This is a genomic window from Mycobacterium sp. (assembly GCF_025933915.1).
Classification (GTDB): Bacteria; Actinomycetota; Actinomycetes; order Mycobacteriales; family Mycobacteriaceae; genus Mycobacterium.
Genome location: NZ_JAICZA010000091.1, coordinates 1 through 18,701, shown reverse-complemented (window position 1 = coordinate 18,701; position 18,701 = coordinate 1). Strand labels below are relative to the sequence as shown.

Below are 18,701 nucleotides of genomic sequence, written 5' to 3'. Positions count from 1 at the left end.
TGTTTGCTGCGTCAGGCACGACTGCGCGAGCTGACAAACTTCTCCACGACATCGGCGGCCTTGACAACGCTGTCGGCCGGCTTGGTCATCCGGGTGGCGATCTCGCGGGCGCGACGAGCGTAATCGGGGGCGAGGATCCGGCTTAAGTCCCTTACCAAGGATTGACGATCCGTGGCCGAAAAGCGCCGCGCGGTACCCACTTTCAGCCGTTTGAGCTGAGCGCCCCAAATGGTTTGATTGGCGTCCATCGACAGGATCAGCGTGGGGACCCCGGCACGCAGGCTGGCGGCGGTGGTTCCCGAGCCGCCGTGATGAACAATCGCGCGGCAGGCGGGAAAGATCGTCGCGTAATTCACCGGGCCCACCACCTTGACGTGATCGGCAAGCGGAACGCCGCTGAAGTCACTCCTGCCGGCGCAGATCAGCGCCCGCTCACCCAGCTGCGTGCAGGCCGTGCTGATCATTTCCACAGTGTCAGCCGGAGATTCGACGGGCATGCTGCCGAAGCCGAAGCAAATCGGCGGTGTGCCCGCGTGAATCCAGGACATCACGTCGTCGTCGGCCTGTGTGGTCAACTCCATCGTCAGCGTCCCGACAAAGGGCCGCAGGCCGTCCCATTTCGCCCATTCGTCGGCCAACCCGGGAAAGCAGGCCTCGTCATAGGCCTGGATTTCCAGCGATCCACGGTCGGCGATCCGCCGCGGTGACGGCCGTGTTGCCTTGGGCAGGCCCAGTTCCCGGCGCTGGGTGTCCTCGACCTTTTTGTTCAGGAGCCAGGAGAACCAGTCGAACGCGGTCATTGCCGAGCGGGCCAGCGGCGACGGAAGGATCGACACGACCTGGCCGTTGGGCCGCATGGGGACGTGATGCAGCGTGGCCAACGGAAGGTCGTAATACTCCGCGACGTTGGCGGCGGGCTCCTGGTAGCTCTGCCCGGCGAACAGCAGGTCGGCCCCGTCCGCCAGCGACATCAGCGTCGTGCTCATCTGTGCCCAGCACTGGTCACTGAGGTCCCACATCTCGCGCCACATGCCGCGCATCTCCTGAATCTTCCAGAACCCTCGGAAGAAAGACGTCCAGAAGTCGCGGTACACATCGAGCCAGGCCTGCGATTCCAGCCCGTAAGGGACCGCGGTCAGCCCAGCCGCCTCGGTGAAGCTCACCGAGTCGGGCGGGACGGCCATCACCATGTCGTGCCCTCTGCGCTGCAGTTCGCGGGCGACAACGACGGAAGGCTCAATATCACCGCGCGTTCCATAGCTGGCCAGCACACATTTCATCGCGAATCCAAGCCCTTCGGTTGCGCCATCACAGTGATGCACCGATCACTTTAAATATCGGCGAATCCTCACAGCATCGGTTTGCGCGACTGCACCGACGACGAAATCCGGGTCGGGGCTCGTCATGGCTTGCGCCACAGCACGCCGGTGCCGTCGATCTCCACGATCTCCGCGGTTACGCCGTGTGCCGCACGGTAGTCGGCCACCGCCTGCCGACATGCGTCGATGGCGTGGTAATCGTCGATGATGCAGAAACCCCCCGGCGACAGCCGCGGGTAGAGGGCATCGAGCGCCTGGATCGTCGATTCGTAAAGATCGCCATCGAGCCGCAACACGGCAATGCGGTCAATCGGGGCGTCCTGCAGGGTGTCCTTGAACCAGCCCGGGATGAAACGAACTTGGTCATCGAGCAACCCGTAGCGCTCGAAATTCGCCCTGACTTGCGCTTCGGATACCGCCAGCACTCCGGCGGCGCGATGCAACTTGATACCTTTGTCCGCCTCGTAATGCGCGGTGTCCGGGGGTGGCACTCCTTCGAACGAATCGCACAGCCACACGGATCGCTTGTCGTCTCCGTAGGCCGACAACACGGCGCGCATCAAAATCGACGCCCCACCGCGCCACACCCCGCACTCGACCAGATCGCCGGGCACGTCCTCTTCTAGAACCGTCTCGACGCAGTGCTGCAAACTGGTCAGCCGCTGCATGCCGATCATCGTCAGGGCGTCCGCCGGCCAATCCAAGCCCAACTTCCGTGCGTGCTCATTGAACGGGCGCTTGCGGACCAGCAGCAGATTGCGGGTATTGAAAAGGGGGCGACCAAGAAAATTCCATCCCACCGGCACCAACTCGTCGCTGCCGTATCGGGTGAGGCTACGTCGCAGCAGGTTGAGATAGGCGGATCTGGTATCGAGGAACGGAGATCGCATGTCACGATCAGTCACGGTCAAAGCTGCCCCCTGGTTCAAATGAAAAGACTGGCGGTAATGACCTCGACGTCGTCGAAGCCGTCAAACGCGTTCGTATCGGTGCTACAAGCTCGCCTGACGGCCTCCCTGACCTCCCCGGCGCCTGCCCGATGACCAAACCTGCACCACCGGGGAGTAGCAACCATCATAGGCTTTCTATGGGCACCACCTGGATGCCCGCGATCCCGATTCCCAACGGGGACACTGAACTGCCCGCGTTCTGGGTGTCGGGCCCAGGGATGCCGAGCAACAGACCTACGACTACATCCCTCGCGGCACCCTCACCGACGTAAACCGATCAACACCACGCGACGCTAACGCTGCGGGTCAAGTTTACCGAGGCCGGTAATCTCAATACTCACCGATTTCCGTGACCCAGCAACGCCGAGCATAAAGAATATGTCCCCTTTGGGTGCACCCAACCAAAATCGCCAAAACGGTTCGCGGAAGCATGCCCAGGAGTAACGGCCGTCCCCAAAGAGCACATGCAACGGAATCGCGGCAATGGAGTACAGCAAGCGCTTCCAACGTGACGTAACCATCTCGACGTTCATTTCGATCATCTCGAGGCCCCACGCCCGATATTCCCATTCCAGACCATAGCGCCGCTGAAAATCGTAGAAAGCACGCATTTCGCCATTGGTAACCAGATACTCGTCAAAGATAAGGATGGATCCTCTGATGAAGTGATCTTTGCAGGTTTCTAATGCGTGCAGGCAACTCTCGTATGTGTCCAAATCCATGTGAAAGAGCCTGATTGGGGCCCCTGGTCGGTCCGCCAGGAACGGCGCCAACGTATTATATGTACTCCCCTTTATGAATTTCACATCGCGGCCGAGCGCGGCAGGCACACCGTCGTGGAAAGTCACTCCGGTATCCCGTATAAAACGTTGCGCGATCGGTTCTGACAGTGAAAATGTCCCACGTTTGATGACCCGGTCCTCGAGTTGCCAGTCTTCAACAAGGCCGGAAAAGGTATCGAAACCGTATACCATTCGGCGACATGCATCAAATGTGAGCCTCGTCGACCAGCCGATCCAGACACCCAGATCTAACAATAGCTCCTCAGAATTCTCAGCGCTGGGCCCCGCCAGTCGCGATGCTTCCCACAATAGCGTGTGGCCTCGAATCCTGCGACGACGCAAATCGGAAAGTGTCTGGCCGACGAACTTGCGATATTCTTCGTCATAAACGCTGATGTCCCGAGCATATAGATTTGGAATGTAGCGGTCCCGGTCCCGACGGGGAATTCGCGCGCATACGAGCAACAACAGAAGTGCGCCGATCGCGATGAGGAGGACCGTCCAGAAGTAACATGCGGTGGCCACGATGAGCGCGACGCCAACCAGAGCTGCTTTCCATAGCCGATGAATGGTCGTGCGATCTGCCTTCGGCATACGGTGAAGACTCGTCGGGCCCATTGTCCGCCTATCGACAATGCCCACCCGGTTCACCTCCTGGCGCGTAGCTGCCCTAGTACGTAACATCGCCCGACGGTTCAGTAAATTACACGATTGCCGCGCCAGATCAGTGCCTATCAGATCCAGCCGTCACATCCCTTCGCCGCGGGCTGGAGCTAGATCCGTGTTCGATGCATAGAGGTCAGCAAATGCGACTTTCGCGGCTTCGGGGTTGACTCAGGTTGCGGCAGTTCGCACTGAAGACGCCATTAAAGGCGCCCCGCCCGTTCCGCAGGACCGCCCGATGCAGGCGCGTGCTCACTTGGCTCCAACGAGACTTCGGGCCGCTCGCCGATCCATTCGAGCAGCGCGCACAGACCGTCGTCGAGCGTCCACTTCGGATGCCAGCCGAGCTCGTTGATCGCCGGCTCGATGTCGCAGCTCGCGGCGCGTACGTCGCCGTCGCGGAATTTCGGGACGACGGCCGGTTCGGGCGCGTCACACATGGCGGCGATCTTGTTGGCCAGTTCATGGATGGTGGTGGCATGGCCGGATCCGATGTCGAGACAGCGCGGCTGGGTTGCGGGCCGTTGCACCGCCGCGAACAGCGCATCGACGACAGCGTCGATGTAGACGAAATCGCGTACGATCCGGCCGTCTTCGTAGACTTCCAGCGCAAGCCCCTGGCGCGCCAACCGTGCGAAGAGCGCGACGATTCCGGTATACGAATTGGTCAGCGACTGACCGGGGCCGTAGACATTCTGCAAGCGCAACACGCTGAGGTTGGTGTCGTGCGCGGACGTCCAGGCGGCCAACAGGTGCTCCTGGGCGAGCTTGGTCGCCGCATACACGTTGGTGGGGCGGGGTTCGGTTCGGTCGGCCCGGCTCGGCAGCGGCACCGCCCGCTCCCCCGCGGGCCCTTGCGGATCCCAGACACCCGCGACCAGCTGCGCGTGGCTTCGAGGTCGCGGGTAGAAAATCTGCGAGCCGGACTGCCACGAGCCCTCGCCGTACACCGCCCTGGATGACGCCAGCACCAGTTGTTCGGGCACGAGTCCCGAGCGGCTCAATGCGTCGAGCAGTTGCGTGGTTCCGACGACGTTCACTGAGCCGTGCCGCGTCGCCTCGGACAGCGATTGCGCGGTCCCCGTCTCGGCGGCCAGGTGGACGATTTGGGAAGGGCGGAACAAGCGCAGCACCGCGTCGAAGTCGGGCGCGTGCGTGACGTCTCCGGTGAACAACCGCACGGACGGCGGCAGTTCGATCGGGCGATCTCCCCCGTGCACCTGTGGATGCAGGACATCCATCACGGCGACGTCGTATCCGGCCCCGACAAGGCGACGAGAGAGCGCCGACCCGATGAATCCCGCCCCACCGGTGATGAGCACGGACGCTGACACGGATCGACGCCTCCCTTTCGGATGCCGAGGAAAATAAGCGACCGGCGCACGTCGCCGATATCGCGGTCCGGTCGATCATATCGGGGACTTACCGCGAGGCCGCACCAAATGTGCGAAAGGCGCTAGGCCCAAGTCCCCCTGTGCCGATGGGCCATTGCGACGACCTCCATCATCGGCCTCGCGATGACCGGCCGGAGAATCCGGAAGAGCATGCTGTGGGACAAGCTACGAAAGTCCTCGTACGCGTTGCGGAAATCACTCTCACTTGACCGATAGGACTCGAAAACACGGTCCAACGTTGACATGTCGATGGGGCCGTCTTGCGCGGCCTGGCGGAGTGCGTCGTAGACCGTGGAAATCCAATCGGCACCGAAAAGATTCGTCACCGCGCCGCAGTGCCGCTGCCGATGCAAACCGGGGGTGAGGAACTGCTCGATGGCGTCCTCGCCCTGGGCGTGTAGTTCGACCGGCAACTCCGTGGAGATGCGCTTGATTTCCCGGCGCCAGTCATCGAGAAGGTTCGCGTAGTCGACGAAAACCCGTGGTACGCCGCGGGTATTGCGTTCGGCCAGGACGTTGCACTTCAACCACAAGGCGCTCGCGAGCGCGGGAGAGACGCGCCAGGACTTCACGATCGACGAGATGACCTCTTGCGGATGACGTACCGCGATCACCGCGGCGACGTCGAACCCGGCCACGCGTGCCGCGTCGAACCACAGGTGGGACAGTGTCGTGATCCTGGGTTCTTTGATCACCACGAGCGGCGCCGGCGGCAGCGTGGACAGATACGCCGCGACTTTGGCGATGCAAGCCTTGTCCTCCGCGTGGGGCGAACCTTCATCCAGAAAGCGCAGTGAGGGGTCGTACCAATTGGTCCCAAGGCGGCGCAGGATCGTTTCGTTGAGCGAGATGGCCGCTCGCGGTTCCCAATACCCGAGCGGGTTGTTCGCGTCGGCGCCCAGCATCGCAGTCGGGAGCGTGCCACCGCACAGCGAGAGCACCCGGGTGAGCGCCGATGTTCCCGACCGTTGCGGCCCCAGCACGAAAAGGGCGACCGGGCGGTTCCCGGACCCGACGGGACGCCCGAGGGGGTCGGAGGAATTGACCACGTTTTCGACGGGCTTGGTCATCCGGGCCGATTTCATCGCGAATTCTGAACCTTTCACTGGTCGTGCGCCTGGGCGACTTTCGGAGTTTGGTTGATATCCAGAGGTTTCCGATCTGGGGCACGTGCGACCAAAGCGCAGGCAGCAATCCATTCGGAATCGACACCGTCGCGCTCACTACGATGTCAGACAGCTAAATCTCGGCCTTCTCAACAACTTCGGCAAAGAGGAGCCGACTTGCCGTGCTCCTCATGCGGAGTCAGGCTTGACGTGTGACCGGCAACTTCTGCCCCCGGGGAGAACCATCGAATCATTGCGCCCGCAACGGACTATAACCCGACACGAAGGGCCATGGTGCCGGGTTTACGAAACTGTTTCGCTTACTTGATCTTTGGGTCGGTGGCGAATCGCGCCTGTGTCGGCCTACGCCCAGGCTCCTCGGCGCCGATGCAGCATCGCGGCGACTTCGAGGATCCGCTTCACGATAAACGGCCTGAATACCCGGCGAATCACGCTGTTGGTGCGGGCATGGAATTCGGTGAACGCCGCGCGGAAATCACGCTCGGCCGCCTGATATGACTCGAAAACCCGATCCAGGGTCGACGCATGCAGGGGGTCGTCCTGCGCGGCCCCACGCAGCGCTTCATAGACAGCGGAAATCCAGTCCGCGCCGAAAAGGTCTGCCACCGGGCCGCCACATCGCTGGCGCCGAAGTTCGGGGGTGAGAAACTCCTCGATGGCACCCTCGTCGGCGGTGTCCATATCGATTTCGAGCGTCGCGGCAATGCGTTTCACCTCCCGGTGCCAGTCGTCGAGGAGGTTGCCGTAGTCGACGAACACGCGCGGGATGCCGCGGGTTTGCCGCTCGGCGAGCAGATTGTATTTGAGCCACAATGCGCTCGAGAGCTGCGGCGAGGTGTTGACGTACTTCGCCGCCGAAGCGACAACCTCGCGCGGGTGGCGCACCGCAATCACAGTGGCAATGTCGAAGCCGACCCCGCGCGCCGCCTCGAACCAGAGGCTGGACAGCGCCGTGATCCTCGGCTCCTTGATGACCACCACCGGCGCCGCCGGCAGGGTGCCCAGGTACGCCGTGATCTCCGCGACACAGGCGGCCTTTTCCTCGGCACCGAACGCGCACTCCTCCTGCAGGCGCAGCGTCGGGTCGTACCAGTTGCTGTCGTGGCGGCGCAGGATCATTTCGTTGAGCATGATGGCCGCGCGCGGCTCCCAATAGCCGCGGGAGTTGTTCCCGTCGGCGCCACACATTCCGGCCGGGAGCGTGCTACCGCACAGCGACAGAACCCTGGTAAGGGCCGACGTCCCAGACCGCGCCATACCCAGCACGAACAGCGCGACCGGACGAACCGCGGTTTCGGAGCGGGTGGACTGCTCCGGGAAATCGGCGCCGTCGGCGGGTTGGCGCGTCCGGCCAGCTCTCATCGGGGACCAACACCTTTCCGTCGCGCGTGTTACGGCCCCCGGGATCACGGGTCATTATGCATGAGTTTGCAATTTCTTGAGCGGAGTTCAATTACACCGTGCCCGGCACACCGTGGCCGATTCCAGAGGCGTTCTCGGAAACACGCATTCAGGTCGAGGACCTTCGATCTCTACGGCCCTTTTAATACCTCTAGATAAAGGGGAGATTGAGGTTTATGCAGCGCGAAGATCCGCAAGCGCCTTAGTCGCCAGCGGCGGTATGCGCGGACGGCTGCACATCAGCGACTACGCCGCCGCATCCGCGCGCTCTGCGCGTGAAGCGAGATTTGAGCTCAAGCGCACGCTTTTCCACCAGGAACCAGCTCAATGCGGCCAGCGGAAGGGTGGCGATGCCGGCAACAACGGCGAACGCGAGGGGATGCAAGAAGGCGAGGCCACAGATGACCAGCAACTGCTGTATAGGCCACGCGTAGATGTACACGCCATAGGACAGGTCCGTGCGTAATCTCAAGCGCTCGTGGTGGATCAGCGCTCCCGAGACGACGACGGCGTAGGCCAGCGGGATGGCGGCGAGTACCCGGTAGTTCGGCACCAGCAAGCCGGCCACCACCACGATGGCCGCGCTCACGGCGACCAGTGACCATCGAGCGGGAATCAAGTCCTGGAACTGATGCAGGAGCACTCCGGCGGCGAACACGAGGGCGAACCGCGCGATCATCTGCCAAAGCGTCTGCACGGTCGTCATCGTCGCCGGGTAAGAAACCACCGCCGCCGCCCCCAGGAACAATGCGAACACCACCGGAGCGGGCCACCGGCGCTTGAGCAGCCCGGCTACGCCAGCAACGGCAACGGCAACGTAGCACAAGAATTCGAAGATGAGGGTCCACAGCACCCCGTCCCACACACCCGGAAACGGGACGTCGCGCGGCGTCCCGTCGATACCGGCGTGGTAGACGTTCAATACGGCGTTGTTCAACACATACGCGATGGGCCCCGGAGACAGCAGCAGTTTGACGGCCGAACCGCCTTGGATCGCCACACCGATCGGGGCAATGACAAAAGCCACCACGATCAGGCAGGCCCACAGCCCCGGAAAGATGCGAAGAACCCGGGCGACGAAGTACTCGCGAAGCCGGGGGTTGCGAACCCAGCTCGCCGTGATGAGGAATCCCGATATCACGAAAAATCCGTCGACCCATACCTGGGTAAGAAGTTGCTCAACCGATGGGTAGATCTTGCGGCCGGTGAGCGGCCAGGAGTGGTGCAGGATGACGCCCGACGCCAGCACCAACCGCCAAACATTCAGCGCGTTGTTTCGGGTATCGAATGCCTGGGCAAGCCTCGGGCTCGCGGCCCCTGCCCGCTGTGGCCCGATGACGGCCGGGTTAGCGCTCACCTGGACGGTTCCCGTTGCCAGGGGCCCCGGTAGCGACATCGCAATGCGGCCATCAGCGCACCCGCAATACCCGGACGACCGACCGGCCGCGGGTGTGAGCAGGAACAGGCGGAGCAAACATCCGCACAGATTACATCCCCAGCAAAGTAGGGACAGCCCAACTCCATCTTCCGACCCGGCCGCTTCGAGCATCGTGTTGGTCTCAGCGGCGCTCAGTCTCGCGGCGCCGGCCCGGGCGTCTTTCGGGGCCCTCAGCCCGCGACAGCTCCCGGCTCGTAGAACGACGCCCCGAACTCGGTGACCGGGCGGAAGCCACGTTTGCGCGCCTTTTCCGCGGCCCTGCGGATCAGCGCATAAATTCCCACGAACGCCGCATGGTCGGTCATCACCAGCGGCGTCAGCAGCCGGTTGTGCACCAACGAGAATGCCACCCCCGAGGCGGGGTCGGCCCACCCGACCGAACCGCCCAACCCGACGTGACCGAAGCCGGGCATCACACCGCCGATCGGCAGGCTGTGATAACCCAGGTGAAATGCCAACGGCACGTAGATGTTTCGGTCCGGCCGCAGGCTGCGCTCACCCGTCAGGCCAGCCGCCAGCTCCCGGGAGAGGAATCGGATGCCGTCGACCTCGCCACCATTGGCGATGGCACCGTACATCCGCGCCAGGCCACGCGCCGTGGCCACCCCGTTGGCCGCCGGGATCTCGGCGTCGAGCAGGGGGGTGTCGCCTTGAACCGCGGCGATCATGCCCGGGAAATACATCGACCGGAATCCACCGGAAAGCTCGTTGGCGACCTTGCGTGAGACGTTGTTGACGATCGAACTGCCCAGGAGGTTCTGCGGCGCGACGATCTCGGCGACGCGCGTCGGCGCCCCGGCCGGCGGCCGGCCCAGGTACAGGCCGTCGACGCCCAGCGGCTCGGCGAGTTCTTCACGAATCAGCGTGCGCATACCTTTACCGGTCACCGCCCGGCCCAGACCCGACATCAGCCAGCCGAAGGTCAGCGCGTGGTACGCCGATTTGCCCAACAGCCGTCCGGGAGCAGCAGCGGCCAGCCGCTCCTCCATCATCACGTGATCGAGTAGGTCTTCCGTGGTGGCGCCGCGCAGACCCGAGAGGCCGGCCTGGTGCTGCATGACCTGGCGCACCGTCATGTCGGCCTTGCCGTTGGCCGCGAACTCGCGCCAGTATTCGGCGACCGGGGCGTCGTAGTCGATGAGCCCCCGGTCGGCAAGCCGGTGGATGACGGTGGCGGCCATCCCCTTGGTCGCGGAGAAAACCATCGGGGCGGTGTTCTCCGACCACGGCCGCTGGCCGCCCCGGTCGGCAAAGCCCGTCCAGACGTCCACGACGGGCTGGCCGTCGACGTACACGGCCAGCGCCCCGCCACCGAACCGGCGGGCGGGGAACATGCTGGAAAAGCTACGAACGACGCAACCGAAGTGTGAGTCCGCCGCGCCGGACACACGGTGACCTGCGTCAAGGTCATCGTGAACACGGACCGCGCGGCGATTGACTCGGCTTTCCACCGTCACACTTTAAATTTACTTGGATTACACACCCGACAGGAGCGATATCCCGATTATTTACCTATCCGTTAGCTCGACGCGGCCGTCAATATTTGCTGCGCCGCCAGGGCCGGAGTTAGCTCCCCCGCCTTGACCATTCGCTCCACGTCGGCCCGGATCTTGCGCACCGCGGGGCTGGACGCCAGCCGGTCTAAAACCGTGTCGCGCACCATCTGCCACGTCCAGTCGACCAACTGAGATCGGCGGCGCGCCTCGAACTCCCCCGCCTCGGTGAGCACCTGGCGATGACGTTCGATGGTCTCCCAGAGTTCGTGCAGGCCGGTTCCCTGGGCCGCACTCATGGTGAGAACGGGCGGCCGCCAGAGGGTTTCACGCGGGTGTATCAACCTGATCGCCCCGGACAGCTCGCGCGCGGCCGACCGTGCCTCGGCGAGGTGCTTCCCGTCGGCCTTGTTCACCACGACGATGTCAGCCAGCTCCAGCACGCCCTTCTTGATGCCCTGCAGCTGGTCGCCGCCGCGCGCCAGGGTCAGCAACACGAAGGTGTCGACCATGTTGGCCACCGTCACCTCGGACTGACCGACGCCGACGGTCTCGATCAAGATCACGTCGAAACCGGCGGCCTCCAGCAACACCGTCGTTTCGCGGGTGGCTTTGGCCACACCGCCCAAGGTGCCCGACGTCGGCGACGGCCGAATGTATGCATCCGGATGGATCGCCAGGCGCGCCATCCGGGTTTTGTCACCGAGGATCGAGCCGCCGGTGCGCGTCGACGACGGGTCGACGGCCAACACCGCCACGCGATGACCGAGTTCGATCAGATGCATGCCGAGCGCCTCGATGGCGGTGGACTTCCCTACCCCGGGGATCCCCGTGATGCCCACGCGATGCGCGTTACCCGAGTCGGGCGTCAGCTCCAGCAGCAGCTGCTGCGCCTTCTCGTGATGGTCTCCGCGGGTGGACTCCAGCAGCGTGATCGCTCGCGGCAACGCCGCGCGGTCGCCGTCGCGGACCGCCTTGGCCAGCTCCTCGACGTTCATTTCCACACCGCGAGACTGTAACTGGCAACGCATTTCCCGAGTGAGGCCGTCGGTAGTTGCAGTCTCGCGGCCATTAGCGGAGGTCGTAACCCAGCCGCTCGGCGAGCTTGTGCAGCAAGCCGATTGCGGCGTCGGCGATCACCGTCCCGGGTGGGAAGATGGCGGCGGCCCCGGCCTCGTACAGCTCGTCGAAGTCCCCGGGCGGAATGACGCCGCCCACCACGATCATGATGTCGGGCCGCCCCACTTGGGCCATCGCTTCGCGCAGCGCCGGCACCAACGTCAGGTGACCGGCCGCCAGCGAGGACACCCCGACCACGTGCACGTCATTGTCGGCGGCCTGGCGGGCCACCTCCTCGGGCGTGGAGAACAGCGACCCGACGTCGACGTCGAAGCCGATGTCGGCGAACGCAGTCGCGATCACCTTCTGGCCCCGGTCGTGGCCGTCCTGACCCATTTTGGCCACCAGAATCCTGGGGCGGCGACCGTCCGCTTCCGCGAATTTCTCGACGAGTTCAGTTGCGCTGGCCATGTTTTCGGCCTTTCCAGCTTCGTCGCGGTAGACGCCGGCGATGGTACGAATCTCCGCCTGATGGCGGCCATACACCTTCTCCAGCGCGTCGGAGATCTCGCCGACGGTGGCCTTGGCGCGGGCCGCGTCGATGGCCAACGCCAACAGGTTGTTGCCCAGCCCATCCTCACCGGCGCGACCATGGGCCGCCGCGGCACGCGACAACTCCGCCAGCGCGGCGTCGACGGCCTCTTGGTCGCGGCTTTCCCGCAGCTCCTTGAGCTTGGCCAGCTGCTCGGCGCGGACCCGGCTGTTCTCGACCTTGAGGACCTCGACCTCCTGGTCCTCTTCGACCTGGTACTTGTTGATCCCGATCACCGGCTGGATCCCGGAGTCGATGCGGGCCTGCGTTCGCGCCGCCGCCTCCTCGATGCGCAGCTTGGGGATCCCGTCGCTGATCGCCTGGGCCATGCCGCCGTGCTCGGTGACCTCGGCGATGTGGGCACGGGCCTTTTGCGCGAGCTGATGGGTCAGCCACTCCACGTAATACGAGCCCGCCCACGGGTCGATGGGCCGCGTGGTGCCCGACTCCTGCTGCAAGACCAGCTGGGTGTTGCGGGCGATGCGGGCCGAGAAGTCGGTGGGCAGTGCCAGCGCCTCGTCCAACGCGTTGGTATGCAGCGACTGCGTGTGCCCCTGCGTCGCGGCCATCGCCTCGATGCAGGTGCGGGCGACGTTGTTGAAGGCGTCCTGTGCGGTCAGCGACCAGCCCGAGGTCTGCGAATGTGTGCGCAACGAAAGCGATTTGGCGTTCTTCGGATTGAACTGGCCGACCAGCTCGCTCCACAGCAGCCGGCCCGCCCGCAGCTTGGCGACCTCCATGAAGAAGTTCATCCCGATGCCCCAGAAGAAAGACAGGCGGGGCGCGAATTTGTCGATGTCCAGCTCGGCGTCCAGGCCGGCCTTGATGTAGTCGACACCGTCGGCCAGCGTGTAGGCCAGCTCCAAATCCGCTGTGGCGCCGGCCTCCTGGATGTGATAGCCGGAGATCGAGATGGAGTTGAACTTGGGCATCTTCGTGCTGGTGTAGGCGAAGATGTCGGAGATGATGCGCATCGACGGCTTGGGCGGATAGATGTAGGTGTTGCGCACCATGAACTCTTTGAGGATGTCGTTCTGGATGGTGCCGGCCAGCTTCTCAGGCGGAACACCCTGCTCCTCCGCGGCCACCACGTACAGCGCCAGAATCGGCAACACCGCGCCGTTCATGGTCATCGACACCGACACCGTCGACAGGTCGATACCGTCGAACAGCTGCCGCATGTCGAGGATGGAATCGATTGCCACACCGGCCATTCCGACGTCACCCTGGACGCGGGGGTGGTCGGAGTCATACCCGCGGTGGGTGGCCAGGTCGAAGGCCACCGACAGACCCTTCTGGCCCGCCGCCAGGTTGCGGCGGTAGAACGCGTTGGACTCCGCGGCGGTGGAGAAACCGGCGTACTGCCGAATCGTCCACGGCTGGTTGACATACATCGTCGGGTACGGTCCGCGCACGAACGGCGGTTCACCGGGGAAACTGTGCAGCGGATACCCGTCGGCCTCGACGGCGGCGCGGTCGGCGGCGATGTAGACCGGTTTAACGTCGATGTCTTCCGGTGTATGCCATTGCAGCTGATCGGGTGTGTACCAGTGCGCGGCCGCCGCCGCGGCGACGTGTTCGGTGACGGCGGCCTCGGTCGCCGGTGCGATGGTCCGTTCGCTGTGCAGCGGCACATCGGCGAAGCTGCCGACAGCAGGTGCGGTGGTCGTCATCGTAACTAGCCTCCCTCAGGCCCCTAGCCGCGCGAGCAGATCCGACAGAGCTTCGACCGCATTGATTTTCGCGGTCAGGAATTGGTCCGGCTGGTGCTCGGCCTCAGCCACGGCCTTTTCGGGCCCGGCCAGATACACCCGGGAAATGCCGGCGCCCCGCGCCGCGTGCACGACGCCGGACGCCTCATCCTGGTAGCGCTTGTCGGTGCCGCAGATGACCGCCACCGTCGGCGACCCCGCTTCGGCCACCGCCGCCGCGACGCCGGCCGCATCTACGGTTCCCGGGTTGATCGCCTCGATACCCCCGGACGCCAACAGATTCGAGGCGAACGTCGCGCGAATGTTGTTCTCCGCCAGCGGACCCACGGGCAGCAACAGCGCGCGCGGGCGCGAGCCGGTGCGGGCCAGGTAGGCGTCGGAACGGTCGCGCAGGGCTTCGAAGTCCGCGGCGTATCGCACCAGCTTTCCGGCGGCCAGCGGCGAGTACGACGAGTCGCTTTGCGGCAACGGCGGTTCGGTGAGGTTGGGGAACTCGTTGACGCCGGTGATCGCGGTCCGGCGGTGCGCGATGTCGTCGCCGCGGCGGGCCGCCACCTCGGCGATCTGGCCGGCGATGAAGTCGCTCGCCTGGGTGAATCCCCCGTGCGCCTCGATGGCCTGGAACTGCTGCCAGGCCTGCTCCGCGAGCCGACCGGTGAGGTCCTCCACGAACCACGACCCGCCCGCGGGGTCCAGCACGCGGCCCACATGGGACTCTTCGAGCAGCAGCAGCTGGGTGTTGCGTGCGATGCGCCGCGCGAAACTCGTTGCTATGTCCGGGAATCCGCCGTCGATCGCCACGTCGAACGGGAACACCAGCAATGAGTCGGCGCCGCCGACACCGGCGCCGAAGGCAGCCAGGGTGCAGCGCAGCATGTTCACCCAGGGGTCGCGCTGGGTCATCATCGGCAGCGAGGTCTCTGCGTGGATGACGGCCGCACCGGAATCCGGTTCGCCGACGACCTCGGCGACCCGCGCCCACAAATTACGCGCCGCGCGGAACTTGGCGATCGTCATGAACTGGTCGTCATCGGCGGCGAACCGGAAGCTGATCTGCCGCAACGCCTGGCCGATCGGCATCCCGGCTTCGGTGAGCACGCGGAGGTAACTCACCGCGGCCGCGACGCCGGCGGCCAGCTCCCAAGTCGCGTTGGCGCCCAGATTGTGGAAGGCGGGCCCGTCGACCGTGATCGCGCGCACGCCCGTGTGCTCGGCGGCCCGCTTGGCGATGGCGACCACGTCCCCGATCTTCGGTGCCGGCCGCCCACTGAGCGTCGCCGTCAGCGGGTCGCCGCCCAGGTCGATCGACAAGGTGGCGCGCTGGTCGGGCTCCACCTCGTCGGCCAGGGCCAACGCGACATCGCCGGCCGCCGCGTAGTCGGCGCCGGCTTCGAGGATCAGCGGCGCCATGCTCAGGTAGACACCCTGCAGCGTCTCCGCCAGCTGGTCGGGCGCCACGCCGGACTCGCCGATCCGCAGGACCAGGGCGCTGGCCCCGTTGCCGAGCGCGTCGAGCACCGCCGAGTTGACGTCCTTTGCCGCGACGCCGGGCACCGGGGTGGCCGGGAACGCCTCGGCAACCCGCCAGCCGGTCTTGACGTCGCGCAGGGCGTCGCCGCCGCGCACGTAGGGCCATTCGCCGGGCAGCGGGGGTTCGGGCAGCTCGTCGAGCGCGGTGTAGAGGGCGCGAATCGCAATCCCGTCATACGTCGGGGTTTCCAGCAGCCGCTCCGGCGCGTCCCCGAGCTGCTCGGGGTCCTTCCGGGTGCTTTTGGCCAGCACTCCGGCGACCGCACTGCGCCAACGCCCGCGAACCTGTTCGAGGCCGGCGAGCTCGGGTACATCAATGGACACCGATTGCTCCCTTTTCCCAGCATTTGGGCTACAGCTTTGGGGATACCACTTAGCTAATGAGGCTAATTGATGGGTGCTCGTGGCTAAAAACCGCCGGGTGCGGCGACCGGGCCGGACCCGGGAGGAAACGCCAGCCCTGTGCAACGCCATATTCACCTGCGCCCCGTAACCTTGGACGACGTGACGGGTTCCGCCACCAGCAACATCACCGCAACGCTTCGTGATCTCGGCTGCGCCATCGGCGCGGCGGCGCGAAGTGTGTCTCGGTCACGGATCGTCTGGACAGTGGTGGGCATCACAGCGCTGCTGGTGGCGGCATGGTGGCTTCCGCTGCCCTCACCGGTGCAGATGCGCGACTGGGCGCAGTCCCTCGGACCGTGGTTCCCGCTGGCGTTCCTGGTCGCGCACATCGTCGTGACGGTGGTGCCCATTCCGCGCACCGCGTTCACCCTGGCCGCCGGTTTGCTCTTCGGCCCACTGATGGGCGTCACCATCGCGGTGGTCGCCAGCACCGCGAGCGCGATGATCGCCATGCTGCTGGTCCGCGCGGCGGGCTGGCGGTTGAGCCGCCTGGTGCGGCACCGATCGATCGACACGGTGGAAGAACGGCTGCGGCAGCGGGGGTGGCTGGCCATCGTGTCGCTGCGATTGATTCCCGCGGTGCCGTTCTCGGCGCTGAACTACGCCGCCGGTGCATCGACAGTGCGAGTGCTGCCGTATGCCTTGGCGACGCTGGCCGGACTGCTGCCCGGCACCACCGCCGTTGTGGTCCTCGGCGACGCGCTGGCCGGTCACCCCAGCTCGCTGCTGTATCTGGTGTCGGCGGTCACCAGCGCGCTCGGACTGGCGGGGCTGATCGTCGAGGTCCGCCATTTCCGCCGGCACCACCGCCGCGCGCACCGCCGCCTCGATGACGACCGCTCCCCCGAGCCGGCCACCATCAGCTGATCGACCAACTTCGTTGAGAGCGCCGCGCGAGGCGGCAAAGATCGATCTAATGGGGGCGTGGACGCGCTGGACTTCGCCAGCTGGGGGGCGTCATACTCTCCGGCTCGTACCGATGCGCTCCCGCTCAGTGCCCTGGTGTTGGCGGTGCTCGCCGTGTTGGGCTTCCTGCCCAGCCGGACCCAGCGGCGTCGCAGCCCGAAGACGCGTGCGCTCGCCGACGTAGGGCCGCGGCGCGCCAAACTGCACACCACCTTGCTCACCCTCGCGGCGGTGTGCAGCACCATCGCCCTGGTGGCAGCCATCTGTTTGTTTCCCAAGGCCGCCACCCCGGAACAGCAGCCACCCCCGCCGCCGGCCCTGGCGCCGATCGACCTGCCCGCGGCCAGCGCCATCGGACCGGGCGCCGGAATTTACGTCGACTACGCCGACGGCTCCGGTGGAATGGGTTGCACCGCAGGGTTTCTGGTGCACACCAGTGGCGGCCAGGCCGGAATTCTCACCGCCGGTCACTGCAACCGTCCCGGCGCGCCGAGCAGGGTGACGATGAACCTGGGCGGGGTCCTCCCCTACACGACGCTGGGCACGTTCAGCCGGACCATCAACGAGGGGGTGCACGACGAGCAGCACGACATCGGCCTGATCACGCTGGACCGCGACAACGTACCCCAGTCCTCGGCGATCGCCGCGTCGTTGCCGGTCACCAGCGTCGCCACCAATGTGCAAGTCGGCCAGCAGTTGTGCAAATTCGGCATGGGCTCCGGCGCCGACGCCTGCGGACAGATCGTGGAGATCACCGGCAGCAAGGTCGTGTTCCTGGCGGGCGGCCAGTGCGGCGATTCGGGCGGCCCGGTGTACCTCTACCAAAGCGACGGCACCGTGAGCGCCGTCGGCATCCTCATCCGCGGCGGTGACCCCTACACCCCCAAAGGCGGGTGCGCGGCCCGGGCCAAATTCTCCGTCGCCGAGCTGGTGCGGCCCTGGCTGGACACGTGGCGTCTGACCGCCGTCACCGCACCGTCTTCCCCGGGCTGACCCGCTGTTACCAGGCGGCTCGAGCCCGACGTTCATTCTTCAGGTCCACTTCAGACTGACTTCCTACCGTCGCGACAAGCGGTGCGAGAAGGACGATTTCGCACCGCCGGGGTATGGAATCGCCATTGGAAGAATGGATGGGCCGAATGAAATTCAAGCAACTCATCGCTGGTTCGTTGCTCGCGGGGACCCTCGGGGCCGCCGTGGCCGGCATCGGCGCCGCGGTGGCGAGCGCGGATCCCCCGCCCCCGCCACCTCCGGGGCAGCCCGGGCCGCCGCCGGGTGGACCGTTCGGTCCGCCACCGCCCGGGCCGGGCGGACCGCTTGGACCACCGCCTCCGCCGGGGCCGGGCGGACCGGTGCATCAGCCGCCACCGCCGGGATGGTGATTCCGGTGGCGCGCTAGCGCTGCCCGAGCGGTGTTCGCGCCGAACGGATTTCGGCGGCGGCCACCGCTCGCCTTCGGCCCCGTTACGCCCTCGGCAGCGTGAGCCGGAATCGAGCGCCGCCCTCGTGGGGCAGACACACCAGTTCCCCGCCATGGGCACGCGCCAGCGCCCGCGCAATCGCCAGTCCCAGCCCGGCGCCGCCGTGGTCGCGGGCGCGCCCGGCGTCCAGGCGCACCAGCCGCTCAAAGACGCGATCCCGCTCGTCGTCCGGGATGCCGGGGCCGGTGTCGGTGATGATGACCTCCGCGATGTCGTCGTCGTGTGCGCGAAGATCGATGGTGATGGCTCCGCCGGCCGGCGTGTACCGGCGGGCGTTGTCGAGCAGGTTGGACACGACCTGCGACAGCCGGGTCGCGTCGACTTTGAGCGTCAGCGCGGTCAAACCGGTCCGGCTGACGCTGATCTGCGGTGCCAGCAGGGCGGCCCTGTCCGCTTCGCCATCGAGCACGGCGGCCACGTCGACGTCCTGCAGCTCGAGCGCCAGCCCG

General features: G+C 65.6%; 15 protein-coding genes. 3 read left to right on the top strand and 12 right to left on the bottom strand.

Translation table 11 applies throughout. The features are described from left to right. Nucleotides 1-11 precede the first annotated feature (11 nt). From Q0W90_RS15500 to mutA, 11 genes are all read right to left on the bottom strand, one after another. Nucleotides 12-1,280 carry a glycosyltransferase gene (locus tag Q0W90_RS15500; protein WP_297775114.1) on the bottom strand — a complete coding sequence of 423 codons (1,269 nt, stop codon included), beginning with the start codon at nt 1,278-1,280 and terminating at the stop codon, nt 12-14. Nucleotides 1,281-1,402: 122 nt separating this feature from the next. Further along, nucleotides 1,403-2,209, bottom strand: a complete 807-nt coding sequence (locus Q0W90_RS15495) for a TylF/MycF family methyltransferase (protein WP_297775112.1) — start codon at nt 2,207-2,209, stop codon at nt 1,403-1,405. Nucleotides 2,210-2,562: 353 nt separating this feature from the next. Beyond that, entirely contained in the window at nt 2,563-3,645 is a 1,083-nt protein-coding gene (locus Q0W90_RS15490; protein ID WP_297775110.1) for a class I SAM-dependent methyltransferase, read from the bottom strand. A gap of 272 nt (nt 3,646-3,917) precedes the next feature. Beyond that, complete coding sequence (locus Q0W90_RS15485; protein WP_297775120.1) at nt 3,918-5,036, bottom strand: NAD(P)-dependent oxidoreductase; 1,119 nt, start codon at nt 5,034-5,036, stop codon at nt 3,918-3,920. 134 nt (nt 5,037-5,170) lie between these two features. Continuing rightward, entirely contained in the window at nt 5,171-6,178 is a 1,008-nt protein-coding gene (locus Q0W90_RS15480; protein ID WP_297775108.1) for a sulfotransferase family protein, read from the bottom strand. A 399-nt stretch (nt 6,179-6,577) separates the two neighbouring features. Next, entirely contained in the window at nt 6,578-7,492 is a 915-nt protein-coding gene (locus tag Q0W90_RS15475; protein WP_297775118.1) for a sulfotransferase family protein, read from the bottom strand. A 346-nt stretch (nt 7,493-7,838) separates the two neighbouring features. Continuing rightward, the gene (locus Q0W90_RS15470; RefSeq protein WP_297775117.1) at nt 7,839-8,972 is read right to left on the bottom strand and encodes an acyltransferase; all 1,134 of its coding nucleotides are present in this window, start codon (nt 8,970-8,972) and stop codon (nt 7,839-7,841) included. A 272-nt stretch (nt 8,973-9,244) separates the two neighbouring features. Then, nucleotides 9,245-10,531 carry a serine hydrolase domain-containing protein gene (locus Q0W90_RS15465; RefSeq protein WP_297775106.1) on the bottom strand — a complete coding sequence of 429 codons (1,287 nt, stop codon included), beginning with the start codon at nt 10,529-10,531 and terminating at the stop codon, nt 9,245-9,247. A 62-nt stretch (nt 10,532-10,593) separates the two neighbouring features. Beyond that, on the bottom strand, nt 10,594-11,565 hold the full coding sequence (gene meaB / locus Q0W90_RS15460) for a methylmalonyl Co-A mutase-associated GTPase MeaB (protein ID WP_297775116.1): 972 nt from the start codon (nt 11,563-11,565) through the stop codon (nt 10,594-10,596). 73 nt (nt 11,566-11,638) lie between these two features. After that, nucleotides 11,639-13,891, bottom strand: coding sequence for a methylmalonyl-CoA mutase (scpA, locus tag Q0W90_RS15455; RefSeq protein ID WP_297701122.1), 2,253 nt, complete (start codon nt 13,889-13,891; stop codon nt 11,639-11,641). A gap of 15 nt (nt 13,892-13,906) precedes the next feature. Next, nucleotides 13,907-15,784, bottom strand: a complete 1,878-nt coding sequence (mutA, locus tag Q0W90_RS15450; protein ID WP_297701125.1) for a methylmalonyl-CoA mutase small subunit — start codon at nt 15,782-15,784, stop codon at nt 13,907-13,909. Nucleotides 15,785-15,964: 180 nt separating this feature from the next. On the opposite strand from mutA, the gene Q0W90_RS15445 reads away from it, so the two are divergent. The 3 genes from Q0W90_RS15445 (at nt 15,965) to Q0W90_RS15435 (ending at nt 18,153) form a co-directional block, all read left to right on the top strand. Continuing rightward, nucleotides 15,965-16,732, top strand: a complete 768-nt coding sequence (locus Q0W90_RS15445; protein WP_297775104.1) for a TVP38/TMEM64 family protein — start codon at nt 15,965-15,967, stop codon at nt 16,730-16,732. A 57-nt stretch (nt 16,733-16,789) separates the two neighbouring features. Beyond that, complete coding sequence (locus Q0W90_RS15440; protein WP_297700663.1) at nt 16,790-17,764, top strand: endopeptidase; 975 nt, start codon at nt 16,790-16,792, stop codon at nt 17,762-17,764. 146 nt (nt 17,765-17,910) lie between these two features. Further along, nucleotides 17,911-18,153, top strand: a complete 243-nt coding sequence (locus tag Q0W90_RS15435) for a hypothetical protein (protein ID WP_297599448.1) — start codon at nt 17,911-17,913, stop codon at nt 18,151-18,153. Nucleotides 18,154-18,235: 82 nt separating this feature from the next. Here Q0W90_RS15435 and Q0W90_RS15430 read toward each other — a convergent pair. After that, a partial coding sequence (locus Q0W90_RS15430; RefSeq protein ID WP_297775102.1) for an ATP-binding protein occupies nt 18,236-18,701 on the bottom strand: 466 nt, incomplete at its 5' end.

Coding starts and splice junctions, on each gene's coding strand:
- Q0W90_RS15435 (WP_297599448.1), top strand. CDS start 17,911: ATGAAATTCAAGCAACTCATCGCTGGTTCGTTGCTCGCGGGGACCCTC.
- Q0W90_RS15475 (WP_297775118.1), bottom strand. CDS start 7,492: ATGGCGCGGTCTGGGACGTCGGCCCTTACCAGGGTTCTGTCGCTGTGC.
- Q0W90_RS15480 (WP_297775108.1), bottom strand. CDS start 6,178: ATGACCAAGCCCGTCGAAAACGTGGTCAATTCCTCCGACCCCCTCGGG.
- Q0W90_RS15500 (WP_297775114.1), bottom strand. CDS start 1,280: ATGAAATGTGTGCTGGCCAGCTATGGAACGCGCGGTGATATTGAGCCT.
- Q0W90_RS15490 (WP_297775110.1), bottom strand. CDS start 3,645: ATGCCGAAGGCAGATCGCACGACCATTCATCGGCTATGGAAAGCAGCT.
- scpA (WP_297701122.1), bottom strand. CDS start 13,891: ATGACGACCACCGCACCTGCTGTCGGCAGCTTCGCCGATGTGCCGCTG.
- Q0W90_RS15495 (WP_297775112.1), bottom strand. CDS start 2,209: ATGCGATCTCCGTTCCTCGATACCAGATCCGCCTATCTCAACCTGCTG.
- meaB (WP_297775116.1), bottom strand. CDS start 11,565: ATGAACGTCGAGGAGCTGGCCAAGGCGGTCCGCGACGGCGACCGCGCG.